This is a genomic window from Reyranella sp. (assembly GCF_017305915.1).
Taxonomy (GTDB): Bacteria; Pseudomonadota; Alphaproteobacteria; order Reyranellales; family Reyranellaceae; genus Reyranella.
On record NZ_JAFKJN010000020.1, the window covers coordinates 1 to 18,771 of the forward strand.

General features: G+C 65.7%; 15 protein-coding genes. 7 read left to right on the forward strand and 8 right to left on the reverse strand.

Annotation, left to right across the window (positions count from 1 at the left end; translation table 11 throughout):
- Positions 1 to 145: 145 nt before the first annotated feature.
- Genes J0J01_RS19975 through J0J01_RS19985 form a run of 3 tightly spaced genes read right to left on the reverse strand, consistent with a single transcriptional unit; the run spans position 146 to position 3,641 of the window.
- Positions 146 to 1,015: an FkbM family methyltransferase gene (locus J0J01_RS19975; RefSeq protein WP_296383798.1), complete on the reverse strand. Its 870-nt coding sequence runs from the start codon at positions 1,013 to 1,015 to the stop codon at positions 146 to 148.
- Between the two features lie 2 nt (positions 1,016 to 1,017).
- The gene (locus tag J0J01_RS19980; RefSeq protein WP_296383800.1) at positions 1,018 to 2,826 is read right to left on the reverse strand and encodes a thiamine pyrophosphate-binding protein; all 1,809 of its coding nucleotides are present in this window, start codon (positions 2,824 to 2,826) and stop codon (positions 1,018 to 1,020) included.
- The gene (locus J0J01_RS19985; protein ID WP_296383802.1) at positions 2,823 to 3,641 is read right to left on the reverse strand and encodes an SDR family oxidoreductase; all 819 of its coding nucleotides are present in this window, start codon (positions 3,639 to 3,641) and stop codon (positions 2,823 to 2,825) included. The genes J0J01_RS19980 and J0J01_RS19985 overlap by 4 nt, the downstream gene beginning before the upstream one ends.
- 132 nt (positions 3,642 to 3,773) lie before the next feature.
- Between J0J01_RS19985 and J0J01_RS19990 the strand changes: the two genes are divergently transcribed.
- On the forward strand, positions 3,774 to 4,805 hold the full coding sequence (locus J0J01_RS19990) for a zinc-binding dehydrogenase (RefSeq protein WP_296383804.1): 1,032 nt from the start codon (positions 3,774 to 3,776) through the stop codon (positions 4,803 to 4,805).
- Here J0J01_RS19990 and J0J01_RS19995 read toward each other — a convergent pair.
- Positions 4,774 to 5,205: an NUDIX hydrolase gene (locus tag J0J01_RS19995; RefSeq protein ID WP_296383805.1), complete on the reverse strand. Its 432-nt coding sequence runs from the start codon at positions 5,203 to 5,205 to the stop codon at positions 4,774 to 4,776. The genes J0J01_RS19990 and J0J01_RS19995 overlap by 32 nt on opposite strands.
- 83 nt (positions 5,206 to 5,288) lie before the next feature.
- Between J0J01_RS19995 and J0J01_RS20000 the strand changes: the two genes are divergently transcribed.
- Both J0J01_RS20000 and J0J01_RS20005 read left to right on the forward strand, forming a co-directional pair.
- A complete protein-coding gene (locus tag J0J01_RS20000; protein WP_296383808.1) occupies positions 5,289 to 7,577 on the forward strand; it encodes a hypothetical protein in 2,289 nt (762 codons plus the stop codon).
- A gap of 58 nt (positions 7,578 to 7,635) precedes the next feature.
- On the forward strand, positions 7,636 to 8,610 hold the full coding sequence (locus tag J0J01_RS20005; RefSeq protein WP_296383810.1) for a hypothetical protein: 975 nt from the start codon (positions 7,636 to 7,638) through the stop codon (positions 8,608 to 8,610).
- 188 nt (positions 8,611 to 8,798) lie between these two features.
- Here the strand turns inward: J0J01_RS20005 and J0J01_RS20010 are convergent, their stop codons facing one another.
- A complete protein-coding gene (locus J0J01_RS20010; RefSeq protein WP_296383811.1) occupies positions 8,799 to 9,356 on the reverse strand; it encodes a hypothetical protein in 558 nt (185 codons plus the stop codon).
- 104 nt (positions 9,357 to 9,460) lie between these two features.
- On the opposite strand from J0J01_RS20010, the gene J0J01_RS20015 reads away from it, so the two are divergent.
- Positions 9,461 to 10,390, forward strand: coding sequence for a Rieske (2Fe-2S) protein (locus J0J01_RS20015; RefSeq protein WP_296383813.1), 930 nt, complete (start codon positions 9,461 to 9,463; stop codon positions 10,388 to 10,390).
- Between the two features lie 96 nt (positions 10,391 to 10,486).
- On the forward strand, positions 10,487 to 12,070 hold the full coding sequence (locus tag J0J01_RS20020) for a radical SAM protein (RefSeq protein ID WP_296383815.1): 1,584 nt from the start codon (positions 10,487 to 10,489) through the stop codon (positions 12,068 to 12,070).
- 4 nt (positions 12,071 to 12,074) lie between these two features.
- Here J0J01_RS20020 and J0J01_RS20025 read toward each other — a convergent pair whose 3' ends face one another.
- A complete protein-coding gene (locus J0J01_RS20025; RefSeq protein ID WP_296383817.1) occupies positions 12,075 to 13,073 on the reverse strand; it encodes a lysylphosphatidylglycerol synthase transmembrane domain-containing protein in 999 nt (332 codons plus the stop codon).
- 184 nt (positions 13,074 to 13,257) lie between these two features.
- Between J0J01_RS20025 and J0J01_RS20030 the strand changes: the two genes are divergently transcribed.
- Positions 13,258 to 15,291: a cobalamin-dependent protein gene (locus J0J01_RS20030; RefSeq protein WP_296383819.1), complete on the forward strand. Its 2,034-nt coding sequence runs from the start codon at positions 13,258 to 13,260 to the stop codon at positions 15,289 to 15,291.
- A gap of 60 nt (positions 15,292 to 15,351) precedes the next feature.
- The gene (locus J0J01_RS20035) at positions 15,352 to 16,380 is read left to right on the forward strand and encodes an FkbM family methyltransferase (RefSeq protein WP_296383821.1); all 1,029 of its coding nucleotides are present in this window, start codon (positions 15,352 to 15,354) and stop codon (positions 16,378 to 16,380) included.
- Positions 16,381 to 16,398: 18 nt separating this feature from the next.
- On the opposite strand, the gene J0J01_RS20040 is transcribed toward J0J01_RS20035, so the two are convergent.
- Both J0J01_RS20040 and J0J01_RS20045 read right to left on the reverse strand, forming a co-directional pair.
- The gene (locus J0J01_RS20040) at positions 16,399 to 17,541 is read right to left on the reverse strand and encodes a hypothetical protein (RefSeq protein ID WP_296383823.1); all 1,143 of its coding nucleotides are present in this window, start codon (positions 17,539 to 17,541) and stop codon (positions 16,399 to 16,401) included.
- Between the two features lie 2 nt (positions 17,542 to 17,543).
- Positions 17,544 to 18,770, reverse strand: a complete 1,227-nt coding sequence (locus J0J01_RS20045; protein ID WP_296383827.1) for an FkbM family methyltransferase — start codon at positions 18,768 to 18,770, stop codon at positions 17,544 to 17,546.
- Position 18,771 lies beyond the last annotated feature (1 nt).

An 18,771-nucleotide genomic window follows, 5' to 3' on the forward strand; every position in this document is an offset into this window, starting at 1 on the left:
GTCCACCAGATGGTCCTCGGCCTCGAACGGGATGGCCTCATCCGGCGGCAACCCGGTGTCGCCCGAAGCATCGACGTCCTTGTCCCACCTCAGGATCTGCCAATCCTCGATTGGCTCAAATCGTCAAAACCTCTGTGACGAGCCACTAGGCGGATCCCCAAGGAAGCGCGCTGCGGCGGCTGATGAAGAGACTGCCTTCGCGATGGCTCGTGGGCAGGTCCTCGGCGCTCTGCGCCCGTTGCCAGCCGGTCTTCTGCGGGTAAAGGCCGACGCCCAGTCGCTTGAAATGATCGAATAGCGCCGATGCGTTCTCGGCCGTACCGACCTCGACCATGACGTCCAATCGGGACCAGGTCTCGGCCGGCGCCGAGCGCAGGATAACGACCTCGTGGCCCTCGGCATCGACCTTGGCGAAATCGCAGCCGGCGGCCAGCGTCGCGAATGCCCGCACCGGCACCCGGAACTTGTCGAGCGGGCCGTAGGGGTTGGCCTTGGCGCCCGCAAGATGGCTGCCGGTCGTGTTGTTCACAACGCGGACGAACTCCGCCTCGCCGTCGGTGTCGGAGACTGCTTCGCGCGCGGGGGTGACGCTGGTGGCCGAGTTGCGCGCGAGATTAGCGCGCAGCAGCTCGAAATGCACCGGATCGGGCTCGTATGCCGTCACCGTGAAGCCCGCGCGGCCCATCAGCAGGGAATGCAGGCCCAGGTTGGCGCCAATATCGAGCGTGCGCCGGTAGAGACCGCGATTCGCCCAGTAGAAGGCGAAGATCAGCAGCTCGTCGAGGCCGAACAGGTCGACCGAGTCGATCGCGCCCATCCTGGTGTAGGGCAGGTCGATGGTGCCGAACGGGCCGACAGCGACGGGACCGCCGTCTTCGCGGGCCAGAGGCGAGGCGCGGAAATGCTCGCTCAGCAGCGTCTTCAGCAGCGCGAAGGAGGGCGACGAGCAGCGCAGCTCGCCGCGCAGGTCGCCAAGCGCCTCGAACAGGCCGGCCGGAACCGATGGCGCCGTCACGATCAAACCCCCGGAGTGCCGCTGGACGAGGTCGTGTCGCGCTTGAAGGGCGGCACGATCATCTCGCGCTCTATCACGGCCGGATCGAGCGCCGGCAGCTGATCCTCCAGCGAGGCGCCGAACTTCAGCACGGGATAGAGCTTCTGAGACGGATTGATCTCGATGTTGCACAGGACCGGACCGCGCGTCGCGTAGACCTGGCGCAGGCCCGCGTCGATGTCGGCGGTCGCTGCGATCTCGACGACCTCGAGGCCCGTGGCGCGTGCGACCGGGCTGATCGGCGGGAAGGCGAGGCCGGACGGGCCGTCGACGCCGACATAGTGGCCGTTCAGCCATGTCTCCAACGTCTGCTTCTGGATGCCGTGGCCGTGATTGTTGAACACCAGCACGCGGATCGGCAGCTTGTGGTGGACCAGCGTCGCCAGCTCGGCGAGGCAGATCATCAGGCCGCCGTCGCCGATGATGCAGGTGATGCCCGCCGTCCCGCCGGTCACCGCCGCTCCGATCGCTGCCGGCAGGGCATAGCCCATCGGCGTGTTGTTCCAGGCCGACATCAGCCGCTGGCCGCGCTTGGGCTGCAGGCCGTTGCAGGTCCAGGTGAGGTTGCCGCCGGTGTCGACGAAGATCTGCTCGCCCTCGGGCAGGACCTGAGACAGCCGCGCGATCACGTCGTAGGCGTCGACATGGCCGGCGCCGGCCGGTGACGACGGTGGCCGGTCGTCGGGCAGGACGGCCTTCCAGCGCTCGATGCGCTGGCACCACTCGTCGGTCGGCGGCCGCTGGGTGCTGCCGAGGCGCTCGAGCCAGGCCGGCACGAACGTGTCGAGGCGCGATTCGATGCGGAGGCCGATATCGATGCCGCGGCCGTCGAACTTGTCGAGCTCGCCGCGCGCGGCGTCAACCATGACGATGCGCGCCTCGCGCGCGAAGGTGTGCAGCAGGCCGCCGGTCACGTTCTGCGACAGCCGCGTGCCGAGGCAGACCAGCAGATCGGCGTTCTGGATGACGAAGTTGCCCAGCCGCGGCCCGTACACGCCGAACGGCCCAATGCGCAGCGGATGATCGGCCGGCATCAGGTCGAGCGCCGCCCAGGTGAGCAGGACCGGGAAGCCGAGCTGGTTGATCATCTCGTCGACGACGTTTCCCAGGCGCGGCGTGCTGAAGCCGCCGCCCAATACCAGCGCCGGCCGGCGCGCCTGCGCCACCAGTTCCGTCAGCGCGTCGAGCTGAGCGTCGAGCGAATCGGAACGATCGGCGGCGGGTGGGACGAAGCCTTCCAGCGTCGCGGGATCCACCTCGGCACGCTGCAGGTCGTCGGGCAGATCGATCAGCACCGAGCCGGGGCGGCCTTCGTTCGCCCAATAGAAGGCTTCCTCGAGATGGCGGCGGATCTGGCGCGAGTCGCTGACCTGCGCCGCATGCTTGGTCACGCTCCTGAAGATCGACAGGACGTCGGTCTCCTGGAACCCCATCTGGCGCACCGGACGGTCGCCCCGCAGTCGGTGCGTCGCGACCTGGCCGGTGATCATGAGCGTCGGCACCGAATCAAAGTAGGAGCAGCACGTGCCAGTCAGCAGGTTCGTGGCGCCGGGACCGCTGGTGGTGATCGCCACGCCCATGCGGCCGGTGGTGCGGGCATACCCGTCGGCCGATATCGCCGCGCTCTGTTCATGCTGCGAGCAGAAATAAGTCAGCCGCGGATGCCGCGAGGCCGAATCGAAGAGATGAACGGCCGCACCGCCCGACATGCCGAAGACATGGGTGACGCCCTGCCGCGCGAGGAAGTCGATGACGTAGTCCGAGAGTTTCATGTCACGTCTGCATGGCGGCGCAACTTGAACATGGCGTCGTCGTGGCGCAGCGCCTGCGCCAGCCCCGCGCCACCCTCGCGCCACGGATCGTGCACCACCGAGAAGTTGCGGCCGCCGGTCACGGCGCGATCCTGGGCGAAGCACCAGTCGAGGCAGGCAACGATGTCGCTCACCGAGGTGCCGCTCTGGGACGCGACCAGGAACTGCGCTGTCCGCTCCAGGTTGCTACCGGCCATCGCGCCGGCCGCCAGCGTCTGGCGGTGGATCTTGGTGGCCACCCAGCCGGTGCCAAGCGCCACAGCGTGGAGGTCGGGGCACTCCTCGTGGATCAGCTCGCAGAACTTCACCAGGTCGAGCTTACCCAGCGAATAGGCGGAGTAGTTCGGGAAGCCGCGATTGAGCGCGCCGCCGACGAGAAAGGCGGCGCGGGCGAGGGGCGCCGCCCGCCGGAAGGGAAAGATCGCGTGAAGCAGCGCCAGTTGCGCCGCGCCGTTCGCCGTCACCGAGTGCAGCCATTCCTGCCGGTCGAGCGAGAAGAAGGGCCCGATCGGCGCCAGCATCCCGACGGCGCTGACGAACAGGTCCCATCCGATGGCCTTCTGCTGCAGATGCCGGGCGACGGCATCGATCTGCTCGGGCGAGGCGAGGTCGCAGGCCAGCAGCTCGACTCCGTCATCATCGGTGAAGCCGGCCACGGCCGCGGCGTCGCGATAGGTGCCGACGACATGCCAGCCGCGTGCGCGGTAGATCTGCGCCATCGCCTGCCCGATATCGCTGGAGATGGCGGCGATGAACGCCACAGGCGGCGCTGGCATGAACGGCGGAAGCCTCGTGTCCCCGGTTGTCGTCGCACTCTCTCTGCCGCAACTTGCCGGGTGATGCAAATCCGCAGCGGTGGGGTACAAGGGGACATGAGAGCGGCCGTTCTGTATGCCTGTGGCACCCCCTTGCGTATCGTCGAGGGTATCGAGGTTCCCCCGCCCGGGCCGGGCCAGGTCCATGTCCGGCTGGCCTATTCCGGCGTCTGCCACACCCAGCTGATGGAGGTCCGCGGTGGCCGCGGCGTCGACCGCTACCTCCCGCATCTGTTGGGCCACGAAGGCTCGGGCGTGGTGCTGGCCGTGGGCGAGGGCGTCACCAAGGTCGGGCCGGGCGACCGCGTCGTCCTGGGCTGGATCAAGGGTAAGGGCGCCGATGCACCGGGGCCGAACTATCGCGTGGGCGACACGGTATTGAACGCCGGCGGCGTGACCACGTTCAACAGCGAGGCGATCGTCGCCGAGAATCGTTGCGTCAAGCTGCCCGAGGGCGTGCCGCTCGACGTCGCCGTGCTGTTCGGCTGCGCCGTGCCGACCGGTGCCGGCATCGTCTTCAACGAACTCGCACCGCCAGCCGGGGCGCAAGTGGCGGTGTTCGGCCTGGGCGGCATCGGCATGGTCGCGACCATGGCGCTCCAGGATGTCGGCTGCCGGGTCATCGCCGTCGATATCGAGGTCGCCAAGCTCGAGGCGGCCCGCGCCCTCGGCGTCTCCGACACGATCGACGCAAGCCAGAATGATGCCCGGCAGGCGATCGCCAGCTTGACCGAGGGACGAGGGGTCGACTACGCTGTCGACGCGGCAGGCCGCATCAGCACCATCGAGGATGCCTACGCGGTCGTACGGAAGTTCGGTGGGCTGTGCGTCTTCGCCTCGCATCCGCCGCACGGCGAGAAGCTGTCGCTGGATCCGCACGACCTGATCTCCGGCAAGCAGATCCGCGGGAGCTGGGGCGGCGCCAGCAAGCCCGACATTCATGTGCCGGCCTTCGCCAGGCTCTATCGTGAGGGGCGGCTGCCGGTCGAGCGGCTGCTGGGCAAGCGTTACAGCCTCGACCGGATCAACGATGCGCTCGACGATTTGGAGGATGGCCGTGTCATGCGTCCCCTGATCGTGCTCGACGAAAGCATCACCGCTGAGCCGCCAGGCCCTGCGCGATGAAGTAGTCGAGATCGTCGCGCGTGCGCTGGGCAAGGTCGAGGCGCAGCGCGGCGTCGAGCGTGAACCATCCGAAGCCCGCCCCTTCGCCGAGCACCAGCCGTTCGGTGGGCACGTAAGTCTCGACGTAGAACACCACGCGATACTGGTTGACCAGCGTGTTCATGTATTCACGCAGGTGGACGGCCTGCTCGGGCTGGAGGCGAAGGCCGATCTCCTCGGCCATTTCGCGGACGAAGCAGTCGACGTAGGACTCGTCCTGCTCGCCTTGGCCGCCGAAAAATGCCCACTTATGCGGATTGGCGGATGTGTTGCCGTCGCGATGATGCAGCAGCACCGAAGTGCGTGGTCGATCGAACAGAAAGCCGCCGGCCCAGAAGTCGCTATACACAGCCGGGTTCATGGATCACTGAAAATCATTGGTCGATCGGCCTGCGTCCGCTAGTGTGCGGCCAGCATTGTGACACCGAAAAGCTCGACAATACATTGACCTTCGTTTCGCCATCGGCGTCGTCGGCCGGGCCATCGGTGAGCGCCTCCACATCCAGTTCCGGATCGCATCGCCTGTCCGACCTTGCCGTGCTGGGCGGGCTGATGCTGACGCTCGGTTTGGCGCTGATCACCCGGTTTTCCGATTTCCGCTCCGCACCGTTCCTGCTCTTCCTGTTCATGATCGGCGCCGGTCCGATCCTGGCGGCAGGCATCCTGGCAGCAGCGGACGGGCGCCTGTCCGGTGCTCTGCTGGTGTTGCGGAGCGGCCTGCTGGCGCTGCTGGCCGCGCTGATCGTCGATCTCGCGGTCCGATGGGGCGGCCGGCTGGCGGGCGCTGGCGTCGCAGCCCTCGGTGGGTTGTGGGCCTATGCACAAATACGTCGAGGCGGATTCTGGTCCGAGGCCACTTCGCGACTCGACGCCGGGTTGCTCGTGCTCGTGGCGTTGGGAACTTTTCTGCTCAGCCCCTTCGACCCGCAGGCCGCCGTACCGGTCGGGCTGCTCGACTACGCGGTGAAGGCGCCGCAGTTCAGCTTGTGGCTGGCCCTGGGCATCGCATGGACGGCGCTCGGCCTTTGGCTGCGCCAACGTGAAGGCTGGGCTTTTATCAAGAGCCGCCGCTTCCTCGCAGGGGGCGCTGTCGTACTCGCGGGCGTCGTGATCCTGCTCATGTACGACGACACCCACTTCGTCGACTTCGGGCACTACGTACCGTCGATCGGGCCAGCCGTTCACGCGCTGCGCGGCGGCGTTCCGATGGTCGACGTATACAGCGTCTATGGCTTCCTCCCCTGGTTCGTGTATCGCCTGGTTTTTGCGATATTCGAACCGGCGTTCGGTCCGGCCGCGGTGTTGGTGCGGCTGATCAATCTTGCCTATTTCGCGCTGCTGTTTGCCACGCTGCTCGTCGTCACGCGGCGCTGGGTATCGGCCGCCTGGTTCTTCGTTCCCGCTTTGCTGATCGCGCTCTGCTCGCACGTCCAAGGCTTCGACGGCATGTGGAACTTGAACGCCTTGCCGATGACCATGGGCGGCCGCTATCTGATCCCGGCGGCGATGACTCTGACGCTCGCCTGGAAGGGCGGACAACCCGTGCGCGCGGTTGCGCTCCCGTTGATCGGCGTGGCGGCACTGTCCAGCATCGAGATCCTGGCCTTCGCGCTGGCACCGTGGGGCTTGTGCGTACTGTGCGAGGCCATCCGCCGGCGGTCGCCCAGGTACCTTCTGCAAGAGGTCGCTTGGGCGATCGTCGACGTCGGCATCGCCCAGGCGATTCTGATCGGCGGCATACGGGTGATTTACGGACGGTGGGTCGACTACGGTCCGTATTTCAGCCTGTTCTTCCAGTTTCGCCCGGCCGAGGAGTCGATCTGGTCGGTCACGTTCCCGTCGCTCTATGCGCTGTGGTTCCCGATCGGCCTCGTCTATTTCCTAGTCATCGCCGTCGCGATGCACCGCGCGTTTCGGCTCGAACCGTCGAGCACCCTGGTAGAGCGCCTCCTGCCTGTCGCCTCGCTGGGCATGGGCCCGCTCACCTATTTTTTCGGCCGGCCCCAGGAGGGGACCCTGAACGTCGTCTGCTTGCCGTTCGCCGTCGTGGCGATCGCGGTGGCGCAACGCGTGTTCGTCAAGCCGCAGCGATTCGGTCCGGCCGGTCCGGTGTTGCGCGCCGTCTTGGCCGTGACCTTCGCTTTCATCACAGCCGACGCTTTCGAGCACTTCATGCGGCCGCTCGATCCCTCGCGCGGCAACTCATCGATCCTGCGCCGGTGCCTGTCGCCGCTGGGATGCCGGCTGGATGAATTACCTCGCCATATCGGCCTCGCCCTCCATACCGATTCGCTCGACCGCCGGACCAGCGTCAGTGCCTACGTCTTCGATGCCGACGGCACGCGCCCTCGAATCGAGGAAGCAAGGGCGCTGGTGCGGCGCTGGGGAGCGGACGATCGGCAAATCGCGCTGCTGGCCGATCGCATGCCGAACCGCATGGCCGATTCCGACGCGGCGATCGGTCTCACGACCTTCATGGCGAGCGGCCAGTGGTATCCCTGGTCGATTTCCGCCCCGATCATCGATGGCGCCTCGCGGCTGGTCGAGGAACGGACGCTGGCCCGGGTCTCGACCGTCTCCGACGGCCTGCTGGTGATCCTGCCCAACGAGGAAAAAACGATGGCTCCGTTGAACGCGGCAGTCCTGAAGCGCCTGCGGGCCCGCTGCGAGCTTCAGCTGCTCGAACGGGGCCGTTATCTTTCCGCTTTCCACACCCAGGGGTGCATGCGATGAGCCGATGCGGCATGTTGCGCCCGCGTACCCAGCCGAGCTGACGGGGAGACACTGACAGATGGCTATTGACCATACGCTTCTGCGCATGTTCATGAAGATGCAGGAGCGGTACCGGATGTCCGGCGACATCGTGACCATCGGCGTTCAGGACGTGATGTTCAGCCACAGAAGCGGCGCTGAGTTCTTCGAGGAGCAGAACTTCAAGTACACGCCGATCGAGGAGAAGGACAGGCAGTACCGGACGTCCAAGGCGCAGGCGATCTACGGCGGGATATTCAACGTCAAGGGAGGGGCACCCATGCACATGCATGACCTCTTCAAGATGCTGGGCTTCCGCAACGCGCACTCGCTCGATGCCTTCGACGCCGACAAGCCGACCATTCTGCACGACATGAACAAGCCGATCCCCGAGCAGTACAAGGACAAGTACGACGTGGTGTTCGATGTCGGCAGCATGGAGCACGTCTTCGACGTAAAGCATTTCGTCCAGAATTGCGTCGAGATGACCAAGGAGAACGGCGTGCTCGTGATCTACGACGCGCTGATGGGTTGGCACAACGAGTGCTTCTACAACTTCCAGACGCCGTTCTTCTTCGACGTGTTCAGGGCCAACGGCTTCGACGAGATCGGCGTCTACCTAAACTACTTCCCGAAGTACCACGACTTCGGCAAGAAGAAGACGGTGTGGCGGCGCTTCGAATACGGCGATCGGCCGAAGTTCCGGAAGGCCGGCTACAACACCCACGTCATCTTCTTCGCCCGCAAGACCAGGACCCTTCCGGAGTTCGTTGTGCCGATGCAGGGCTACTATGCCGAGTACTACAAGGATTTCGAGAAGGCCCAGGCTGCCGGAGAGGGGGAGATGTCGCACTACATGCTGGAGAACATGCCGGCGCCGGTGCGCGCCCTGTTCCCCATGCTGGTGCCGATCTATCGGTTCCTGCCGAACCTGATCCGCGCAGCGGTCGTCGATACGCTCATCGCCATAAAGAACCGCAAGAAGCTCGCCAGCCGAGAACGCATTATCGTGTGACCCTGGAGTCGCGGTTGCGTCCCAGGCGCAATCCCGCTAACCATTTGTCCCCGCAGAAACGAGGCCAAGAGCGCCCTCGATGACGACCGGACGACCGGCCGCTTTCGCCATTCACTGCTGGCCAACTACATCCGTGTCGGGACGCAGTTTGCCTCGGGCAAGCTGACCGGTCGCGTGCCCTTCGACATCTATGCCGACTGACCCGCCCGATAGCGCTCGAGGTACCACAGGCGGATACCGAGCACCTTGCCGATGATCGTGTAGAAAAGGCCGATGCGGCGGCCGCTCGCCGTGAGCGTGAGCAGCGAGCCGTGCCGTTCGATCACGCCGATCTGGGCACACTCCTCGAACCGCTTCTCGAGCACGTCGGCGTGCGTATAGTAGGTGAACAGCTCTTCCTTGGTCATCCGGTGGCCCGGCGCCTGGTAGATCAGGTTGAGGATGTGCGCCGAGATCGAACGGTCGACGCTGGTGGGGCCCAGCAGGTTGTAGATGGCGCCGAAGCCGAGGAACGAGATGGCGCCGCCGACGCAGGCCACCGCCTTGGCGCCTTCCGACGAGAACATCCCGCCGAACGACAGCCAGACGATGACGCCGGCGGCGATCGCGGAGGCGCCGATCGCGAGGTTGACGGTCAACAGTAGATTCTCGCCGCGCTTCATCCGGACAGCGAGCACGTGAAGGGGAAGGAAGATGAGGCCGCTGATGACGAATACAGACACATAGAGCAGCAGATCCGTCAGCATCAAAACCTCGTTCCCCGATCGCGCGAAGGCGATGGACTTTACCAGATCGGCCTGATAGTTCGCAGAAAGATCGCGGTACGGTGGACCCGGAGACTTGATGCCCGATGCGCTCCTTCTTTGATCCGGCGCTGGTCGAACGGTGGGGCGTCGCGTTTATCCGCGAGGACAAGATCGACGAGGCCCTCGGCCGCCTGATCCCCAACGTCCGCATCACCAAAGGCCACTACAAATACCCGGCGCGCGCCGAGCAGCGGGACCTGGTCTGGAACCACATGGACCAGAACCACCGGCCCCATATCCACCGCACCTACGGCGACGCCATGCGCCTGCATATCGGCGCGGAGTCGGCGTTCTCCCTGACCCGGTTCGGCAACTGGCCGTTCGTCGTCCCGGTTTTCGATGCCTACTACAAGGACAACGGCTTCTACCAGGTCGTCTGCCTCTTCGGCCTGGTCGTCATCGTCAACTTCATCGAGGCCCGTTCGACGGAGCAGGGCACCCACATGGAGATCGACTGGGCGATCGCCTCGCATCGCCTGCTGCGCTTCCTCCATCCGATGCTTGATCGCCGCTTGCAGCGGTTGAACGACGTTCAGAACGCCGAGGACGAGGTCATGCGCGAACAGCGCGTCGCGTTGCGCGCGAGCGGCTATCGCTTCGTGACCGATCGGCCCGACTTCGTGAATTCCAATGCCATCGGCAACAACGTGGTCTATCCGCCGCTGACCGACGCGCACTCCCTGTCGGTCGGCGATCTGCGCGAGGGCGAGGTACGCCGCGTCGAGATCGACCGGCGCGCGTACCTGCTGCGACGCGCCGGCGACGGCCTTCACGTCTGGCCGGCGATCTGTCCTCATGAAGGGGCGGTCATCGGGCCCGAGCATGTCAAGGGCAACAGCATCAAATGCCCCTGGCACGGGCTGGAATTCGGCCTGCGGCCGTTGCGTCCGGGAGGCGCTCCGGTGACCGTGTGCGGCGCCAGTCTCACGCTGGACGGGACCACCCTGCTGATATGCACCGCCGGGACCCCGTGACCGGTGCGTTCTTGCCTTGGGATAGTCTCATTAACTATGATATTTGACGAAGGCACTCTGGCTGTTCCACCGACCCTCTGTCGATCCTAGGTACAAATGCCCGAAATCGTCCCGGCCAGCGGCGATCGTGACTCTGCCAATATCGTTTGCCTGCTGAAGTCTCCGGCTCTGCTGAAGGCCTTTGCGCTCAGCACGCTGACGGCGCCGCCGATCGGCATCGCCTATCTGGCCGGCACGCTCAAGAACGCGGGCATCGCCTTCCAGCTCGTCGACGCCGTCGGCGAGGCGATCGACCAGATCGTGCCGCTCGATTTCTGCGACGGCTACGCGATCGGCCTGACCATGGACGAGATCGTGGCGCGGATCGACGCGCGCGCCGACATCATCGGCCTGTCCTGCATGTTCTCCTCGTCGTGGCCCTACGACTGGCGCCTGATCGAGAAGATCCGCGCGCGCTTGCCCAGGGCGAAGATCGTGGTCGGTGGTGAGCATGCCACGGCCTGCGCGCGCTACATCCTCGAGAGCTGCCCGGCGGTCGATGTCTGCGTGCGCGGCGAGGGCGAGGAGACGTTCCTCGAGCTCGTCCGGGCCCTGCGCAGCGGGGGCGACCTGTCCAAGGTTCCAGGCCTTGCCTTCCGGCAGGAGGGCGGGGCGCACCTCACCGAAGCGCGCAAGCGCATCCGCAACATCGACGGCATCCCGCTGCCCGCCTGGGACCAGATCCCGATCGAGAAGTACATGGAGAAGGGGCTCGGCCACGGCTCCTCGACGCTGCGCAGCATGCCGCTGATGGCGACGCGCGGCTGCCCGTACCAGTGCACCTTCTGCTCCAGCCCGCAGATGTGGACGACGCGCTGGGCCGCCCGCACGCCGGCGATGGTCGTCGACGAGATGCAGTTCTACATGGAGCGCTACGGCGCGCAGAACTTCGATCTCTACGACCTCACCGCCATCATCAAGAAGGATTGGATCCTCGCGTTCGCCAACGAGATCCTCCGCCGCGGCATGAAGATCGAGTACCAGCTGCCGAGCGGCACGCGCAGCGAGGCGATCGACGAGGAGGTCTGCGAGATCCTCTACCGCTCCGGCTGCCGGCAGATGAACTACGCGCCGGAGACGGGGTCGCCCGCGACGCTGGCGCGCATCAAGAAACGGGTGAAGCTGCCGCGGCTTGAGCAGTCGCTGCGCGGCGCCACCCGCAACGGCCTCAAGGTGATGGTCAACATCATCCTGTTCCCCGACGACACCGGCAAGGACGTCTGGGAGACCTTCAAGTTCATGCTGCGCTGCTCGTGGGCCGGGCTGCACGACATCACCTTCGTGCCCTACGTGCCCTATCCCGGCGCGGAGCTCTACGAGCGGCTGGTGAAGGAAGGGCGGCTGCCCGGCCTCGGCGAGGCGTATTTCGTCAGCCTGCTGACGCATTCCGACATCACTTCCGCGAAGTCGCACAACCCGCGCTTCACGCCCAAGCAGGTCCAGATGTTGCGCCTGGCGTTCCTCGCTCTCTTCTATTTGTCGAGCTATCTGTTCCGGCCGTATCGCATCTTCGTCAACCTGCGCAACGTCGCCTTCAACACGCCGACGACCCGCGGCGAGCGCACCCTGCGCCTGCTGATCGAGCGGGTGACCCGGATCGTCGGGCGGCGCATCACCCACGCCGGCGGCTCTGCCGCCTGAGGCGTCAACGCTTCTGCTCGGCGGCCTTCAGGAGCGAGCGGTAGTCGACCTTCTGGGTGGTCACCGCCAGCATCGCGAGCAGCAGGGCCGAGCCGAGCTGGAAGACATGTGCGATCACCGCGAACGGAATGGCCGCTTCCAGCGGCACGTTGAACGTTGACAGGGCGACGACGGCCGCCGCCTCGAACGCGCCCAGGCCGCCGGGCCCCAGCGGCACGATGAAGCTCAGCGCCACGGCCGACATGGCGAACGACGCGGCCGCGACGGACGGCTCGATGGACACCGCGCGCAGCCCGAACCAGTAGGAGGCGCCGATCACCATCCAGATCCCGGCCGATATCAGGATCAGCGGCACGCACACCCGCCAGTTCGAGATCGCCGCGACGCCGGCCAGCACGTCGTGCGCCATCTCGCGCAGCCGCCCCGCCCACGGTCGATCAATCCGGGCGAGCACGCGATCGGCGATCGCCAGCACGCCAGACCGCAACCGGATGACCAGCGCCATCGCCACCATCACGCCCACGAAGACGACGGCCAGCACGGGGGCGGCGTGCTCGGTCCAGGCGGCAGAGATCGGTGCGAAGGAGAGGGCGGTCAGGAACAGCAGCGCGACGCAGAGGAAATCGCACAGGGCGTCGGCCGCCATGACCGTGAGGCTGCGATGGATATCGATCCCCAGCCGATGCCGCAGGAACAGGGCGACGACGACGTCGCCGGCCCGCATGGCGGTGAAGGAGTTCACGGCCATGCCCAGCATGTTCGCCGTCCAGACCTGCGCATACGGGACGCGCGCGTGACCCAGCACGCGCAGCAGGAACTGGAACCGCAGGGGCCGCAGCAGGAGCGCGGTTACCCACATCAGGAGCATCAGCGCGAGGTCGGTCGCCGACGCTTCGATGATTCGGCGCTGGAAGGCGGCCCAGTCCAGCCGGGTCAGCGCCCAAGCCGCTCCGACGCTGAAAATTGCAATGACGACAAGCCGAACGGCTAGTTTGGATTTCACTCAGGGACTCGCGCAATTCGGAGGCACGGCCGCGGCAACCGCCTGGAAAGGAACCTGATGCGCCACGATTTATTTTCGTCCTATCTTATTGCATTGCCGAGAGAATTTCCGTATCCCCGAAGGGACGGAAAGCCCCTCCGCCGACTCCGGCTTGTTGAACCTCACTAGTCGAAGACCTCCTGGAATGTCGAGCCTTACCCAGACTGAATCGGCGTCTCCCGGCCCAGTCCCCGCCGCCGGGCCCCTGAAGGTCGGCCTGGTCCAGATCAACAATTCCTTCTCCGGCCAGAACTACCTGCCTTATTCGATCGCGCTGCTGCAGACCTACGTGCAGAAGTTCGCGGCCGATCCCGGCTTGTATGAGTTCCTGACGCCGCTCTACAAGCGCGTGCGCATCGCCGATGCCGTCGAGGCGCTGAAGGGCGCCGACCTGGTCGGCTTCTCGACCTACGTGTGGAACGGCCGCATCTCCCTGGAGATCGCGCGCCGCCTGAAGGCGCTGAAGCCCGGCATCGTCATCGTCTTCGGCGGCCCGCACGTCCCCGACCAGCCCGAGGCGTTCCTGCGCGCCAACCCGCAGATCGACCTCGCCGTCCACAACGAGGGCGAGCGCACCTTCCTGAAGCTGCTCGAAGCCTGGCCCGACCGCGACGCCTGGGAGTCCGTGGCCGGCGTCAGCATGGTCAAGGCCGATGGCAGCTTCGTGCGCAATCCCAACATCGATCGCGTCCGCGACCTCGACGAGATCCCGTCGCCGTTCCTCGAAGGCGTCTTCGATTCGATCATGGCCGCCAATCCCAACGAGAGCTGGATCGGCTTGTGGGAAACCAACCGCGGCTGCCCGTTCCGCTGCACCTTCTGCGACTGGGGCTCGGCCACCGCGGGCAAGGTCACCAAGTTCGGCGAGGAGCGGCTGTTCCGCGAGGTCGACTGGTTCGCCGAGAAGAAGATCGAGTACATCTTCTGCTGCGACGCCAACTTCGGCATCCAGAAGCGCGACGTCGACATCGCCAACTACGTGGCCGACGTCAAGAAGACGACCGGCTACCCGGTGGCGCTGTCGGTGCAGAACACCAAGAACGCCACCGAGCGCGCCTACCTCACGCAGAAAATCCTGTCCGACGCCGGCCTCAACAAGGGCGTGGCGCTGTCGATGCAGAGCGTCGACATGCCGACGCTCGAGGCGATCAAGCGCGACAACATCTCGCTCGGCACCTACATGGAGCTGCAGCGCCGCTTCACCAAGGACAAGGTCGAGACCTACTCCGACCTGATCCTCGGCCTGCCCGGCGAGACCTACGAATCGTTCGTGCGCGGCGTCGACCAGCTGATGGAGAACGGCCAGCACAACCGCATCCAGTTCAACAATCTGTCGATCCTGCCGAATGCCGAGATGGGCGACCCCGCCTATCAGAAGAAGTACGGCATGGTCACGGTCGAATCGAAGATCATCAACATCCACGGCGAGCGGGTCGAGCTCGACGACGACGTGCCGGAGGTTCAGGACCTCGTCATCGCCACGGCGTCGACGCCGTTGGCCGACTGGCGCCGCACCCGCATCTTCTGTTGGATGACGGCGCTGCTGCACTTCGACAAGCTGTTCCAGATTCCGCTGATCCTGGCGCACGGCATCTCGGGCATCACCTACCGCGACATGATCGAGGCCTTCATGCACGCGGATGCCGAGCGCTATCCGCTGATCGCCGAGATCAACGCCTTCTTCGAGAGCGAGGCCAGGTCGATACAGCGGGGCGGCTCGGAGTACGTCTTCTCCAGGGAGTACCTGAACATCTACTGGCCGGCCGACGAGTTCATCTTCGTGAAGCTCACGGCCGACGGGAAGTTCGACGCCTTCTATGCCGAGGCCGGCAAGCTCCTGGCCGAGACGGTGACGGCCCGGCATGCCGGCCTGCCGATGGACGTGATCGAGGATGCGATCAAGCTCAACCACGCGCTGGTCCACCAGCCGTTCGCCAAGACCAACCTCGCGGTGAAGCTGCGCTACGACATCCTCGACTACTGGCACAAGGTCCGCACCGGCGAGCAGGCGTTGCTGCGCACACAGCCGATGCTGGTCGAGATCGACCGCACCGCCAAGCCCTACGACGACTTCCAGAAGTGGTGCCGCGAGATCGTCTGGTGGGGCAACAAGAAGGGCGCCTATCTCCATTCGCCGACCGCGAAGGAGATCACCCCCGAACTCGCCGGCCATTACTGAGCCTCAGTGACACTCGCCCGTCTTAATCCGCGTCCCAGGCTCCCCGCCGCACTGCGCGACATGAAGGGCCGGCCCGCCGGCCTGTTCGTCGTCATGGACATCGGGGCGCGCAGCGGCGGCGAGGCCTATCTGCAGCCGCTCGCCGGACAGCTCAAGGTCATCGGCTTCGACGACTCGACGGCGGAGGAGTGCAAGCCCGGCGATGTGAACGCCATCCAGTACGAGCATCACGCGACCATCGTGGCCGGCCAGGACGGCCGTCGAACCTTCCACAAGGCGGCATGGCCGTTCTCCTCGGGGCTGCACAAGCCCAATATGCAGTACTTCGACCGCCTGCCGTGCCGGGACAACATGGTCACCGTCGAGGAGCTCGAGGTGGAGACGACGACCCTCGACCGGTTCGCCGGTACCTTGAACGACGACCACATCGACTTCATCAAGATCGATGTCGAAGGCTCCGAGCTGGAAGTGCTGGGCGGAGGCACGTCGATGCTCGCGGGCAAGCGTGTCCTGGGCATCAAGACCGAATTCTGGTGGGACCCGATCCTGCGCGGCCAGCCGTCCTTTGCCGAGCTGGACATCTTCCTGCGGGCCAACGGCTTCTATCTCTTCGATCTGGAGCTGCACAACTATCAGGCCTACATGCGGTGCAGCCTGCCGGTCGGCCGGCTGGTCGCCGACTCGCGCAATTGGCTGGGCAACCTCAAGAACGTTCGGCCGGATCGCGCGCGCTACGGCCAGGCGTTGACCGGCGATGCGCTCTATTTCCGCGACCCGATCTCGGACAGGATCGCCGGCCGATCCTCGATCGCCTGGGATTCGCCGAGCCTGCTCCGGCTCTGCGCGCTCCTCGACTCGTTCGACTACGGCGACTGCGCCATCGAGCTGCTGCAGGATGTCCGCCAGCAGGGATGGATCGACGTCGATTTCGACCTCGACTCGGTGATCGACGCCCTCACACCGGAGGTAGAGCTCGGTTCCGGCGAACCGGTCGTGCTGAACTACCCGAAATACCGCGCGATCTCCGACGACGTCAGGAAGCGCCTGGACCAGGAGCAGCGCGCCGCCGTCCTGCGGTCACGGCCCTGACGCACCGCCGCGCGGCGACTACGCCGCCGAAAGCGCGCGGACCATGTGGCGGAAGACGTAGCGATGGCGCGGCGTCGCCGGGAGGCGCTGCAGGATTTGCCGCGCCTGCTCGCGGCCGGAGGAGGGGCCGTTGCCGAACAAGGGCGCCAGGGCCCGCTGCAGCAGGCCGTGCCGCGCGCCGACAGCGATCTTCATGTCGAACAGCCGCTCGTTGAAGAACGTCCCGAATCGGATCTCCAGGAGAAGCTGAGGACGCTGTCGCGGCGCCACCGACCGATGAAGGCCGTATGGATCGGCGCACAGCGTGGCGCCGGCCTGGCCGTGGAAATGCCGGGCGGTGCGGTGGAACAGGCGCATCGCCAGCGATGGAATGAAGAAGCTCGAGATCAGGTAGTCGATCTTGGTGTCGGCACCGTCCGCCCGAAGCGCCGCCTCGAGGATCGCAGCATCGTGCGATCCCTCGACGTAGTAGTGCCCGCCTTCTTCCGGCGCCTCGACGGGCGTCAGCAGGGTGAAGAGCGCGAGCGATCGAAAATCCTCGAGATCGCGGTGGAACGACTGCCGCTGCGGATCCGCTGGCCGGTCGGGCAGGGCCCAGAAGGCATTGAGCGCATAGAGCGTGGGCGTGCAGCCGAGATATCCCTGCACCAGATCGAGAACCTTGTCCTGGCTCGCCACCTCCAGGAGGTGCGGGCTCGACCACAGATCGAGATGGCCATGGCAGGCGTAGTGCCTGTCGGACGGCACGGCCTCGAGAGAGGCCGCCTGTCCCTCCGAACGATCGGGCGCACGGCCGACGAGCAGAGGCTTGGCCGCCAGATGCCGTTGAATGTCGCCGGCCTGGCCGCCGCTCAGCAGTGACCCTAGGTCCAGGCAGCCCGTCTGCCGCAGGCGCTCGACATCGGCCGCCTGCACGCCGCCGTGAGGCGTGCGTATGTCGGCGGGAAGTGCTGCATCCGCTTCGGCCAGGGCTTGCGCGACCGCCGCCCGTTCCCTTGCCGGGCCGCGGGCGAGCCGCTCGCCGAGGTCGCGGTTGATCCGCTGCAGTTGCCGTCCCGCGCCGACGCCTGCCGGCGGCTGGTAGCCGAGGCTTGCCGTCGCCTTTTTCAGCCGTGACAGGTCCAGGGCCGGAGCCGCAGCCCGATCGCTCGGTCCCCGCATGTCTACTTCAGCACGAGCAAGGGCTGTGGCGGCGCCTGGTAATGGGCCTGCACCCTCTCGGCCGGCACCGCGTAGAACACGGTGTCCCATTTCTTGAAACCGTAGTGGTCGAGATAGAAGCGGTAGTCCGGACACAAGGCCATCAGGCGCAGCGGCAACGACCAGAGATGATGGTAGGTGTGGTAGATCGCGATCGCGATCTGCGGCCGGTGCGTCCTGATGGTCTCGTACATGCCCTCGATCATGAACTCCTCGCCACCCTCGATGTCGATCTTGATCAGGTCGACCCGCGACAGCTCCTTCCTGCGGACGAACTCGTCGACCGTGAGGCATGGAACGGTGACGTGATTGGTGCCCTCGAATTCCTTGTTGAGCAGGCTGCCGGACGCCATGGTGCTCCAGTACGGCAGCTTCGCTTCGCCGTTGTAGCCGCCGATCGCCAGGCGCTGCTCGTGGATCAGGCCGGGGAAGCACTTGACGGTCTGCCACACGTAACGGCTGAGGAAATCCATGCCGAAGGGATCGATGGCGTGGATCTGCCCCTCGCCCTGCAGGCGCGCGCACAGCCAGGGCAGCTCCATGCCCTCGTCGATGCCGATGCTCAGCACGCAATGTCCCGGCTGCACGTCGATGTACTGGCCGTACTGGGTCTTCGAGAACACCGAGCCGACATAGTGCGTCCAGACATCCATCGGGCTGCCCTGGAATGCCGTCTCGTAGGCGCGCCGGCTCTCTTCGTTGTCGAGCTGGCTCCGCACGAACTCGGCAGCGCTCTTGAAGACCTGACGCTGCGCCACGTCCTTGGTGTAGTACTCGTCTCCCGCGAGCAGGGTGTAGTGGTCGTCGCCGTTCTTCTTGACGGTCGGCGGTTCCCAACGGGCGAGGAAGTCGACGAAGGCCGACATCGGCAGGATTGCCGGCTTGCCCGCAATACAGCGATCGATGATCTGCCGCCCGAAATGCCAGAATTCCCAACCGACCACGTCGATGGCGGGAAAGACCACCAGGTCCTTCGGCATCGCGCCGCCGGCCAGCGCCTGGCGCCATCTGCTGTCGACCGTGATGACGGTATCGAGGTCACCGGACAGCTCGTTGACGTAGCCGGCGAACTCGGCGTCCGGCAGCAGTCGCTGGATCGCCTGCTGCAGGAACCGGGCATCGTCGTTGTCCGGGTGAAGACGATAGGTCCCCAGGCGGTCCAGTTCGGAGAGATTTGTGGCGATGCGCATT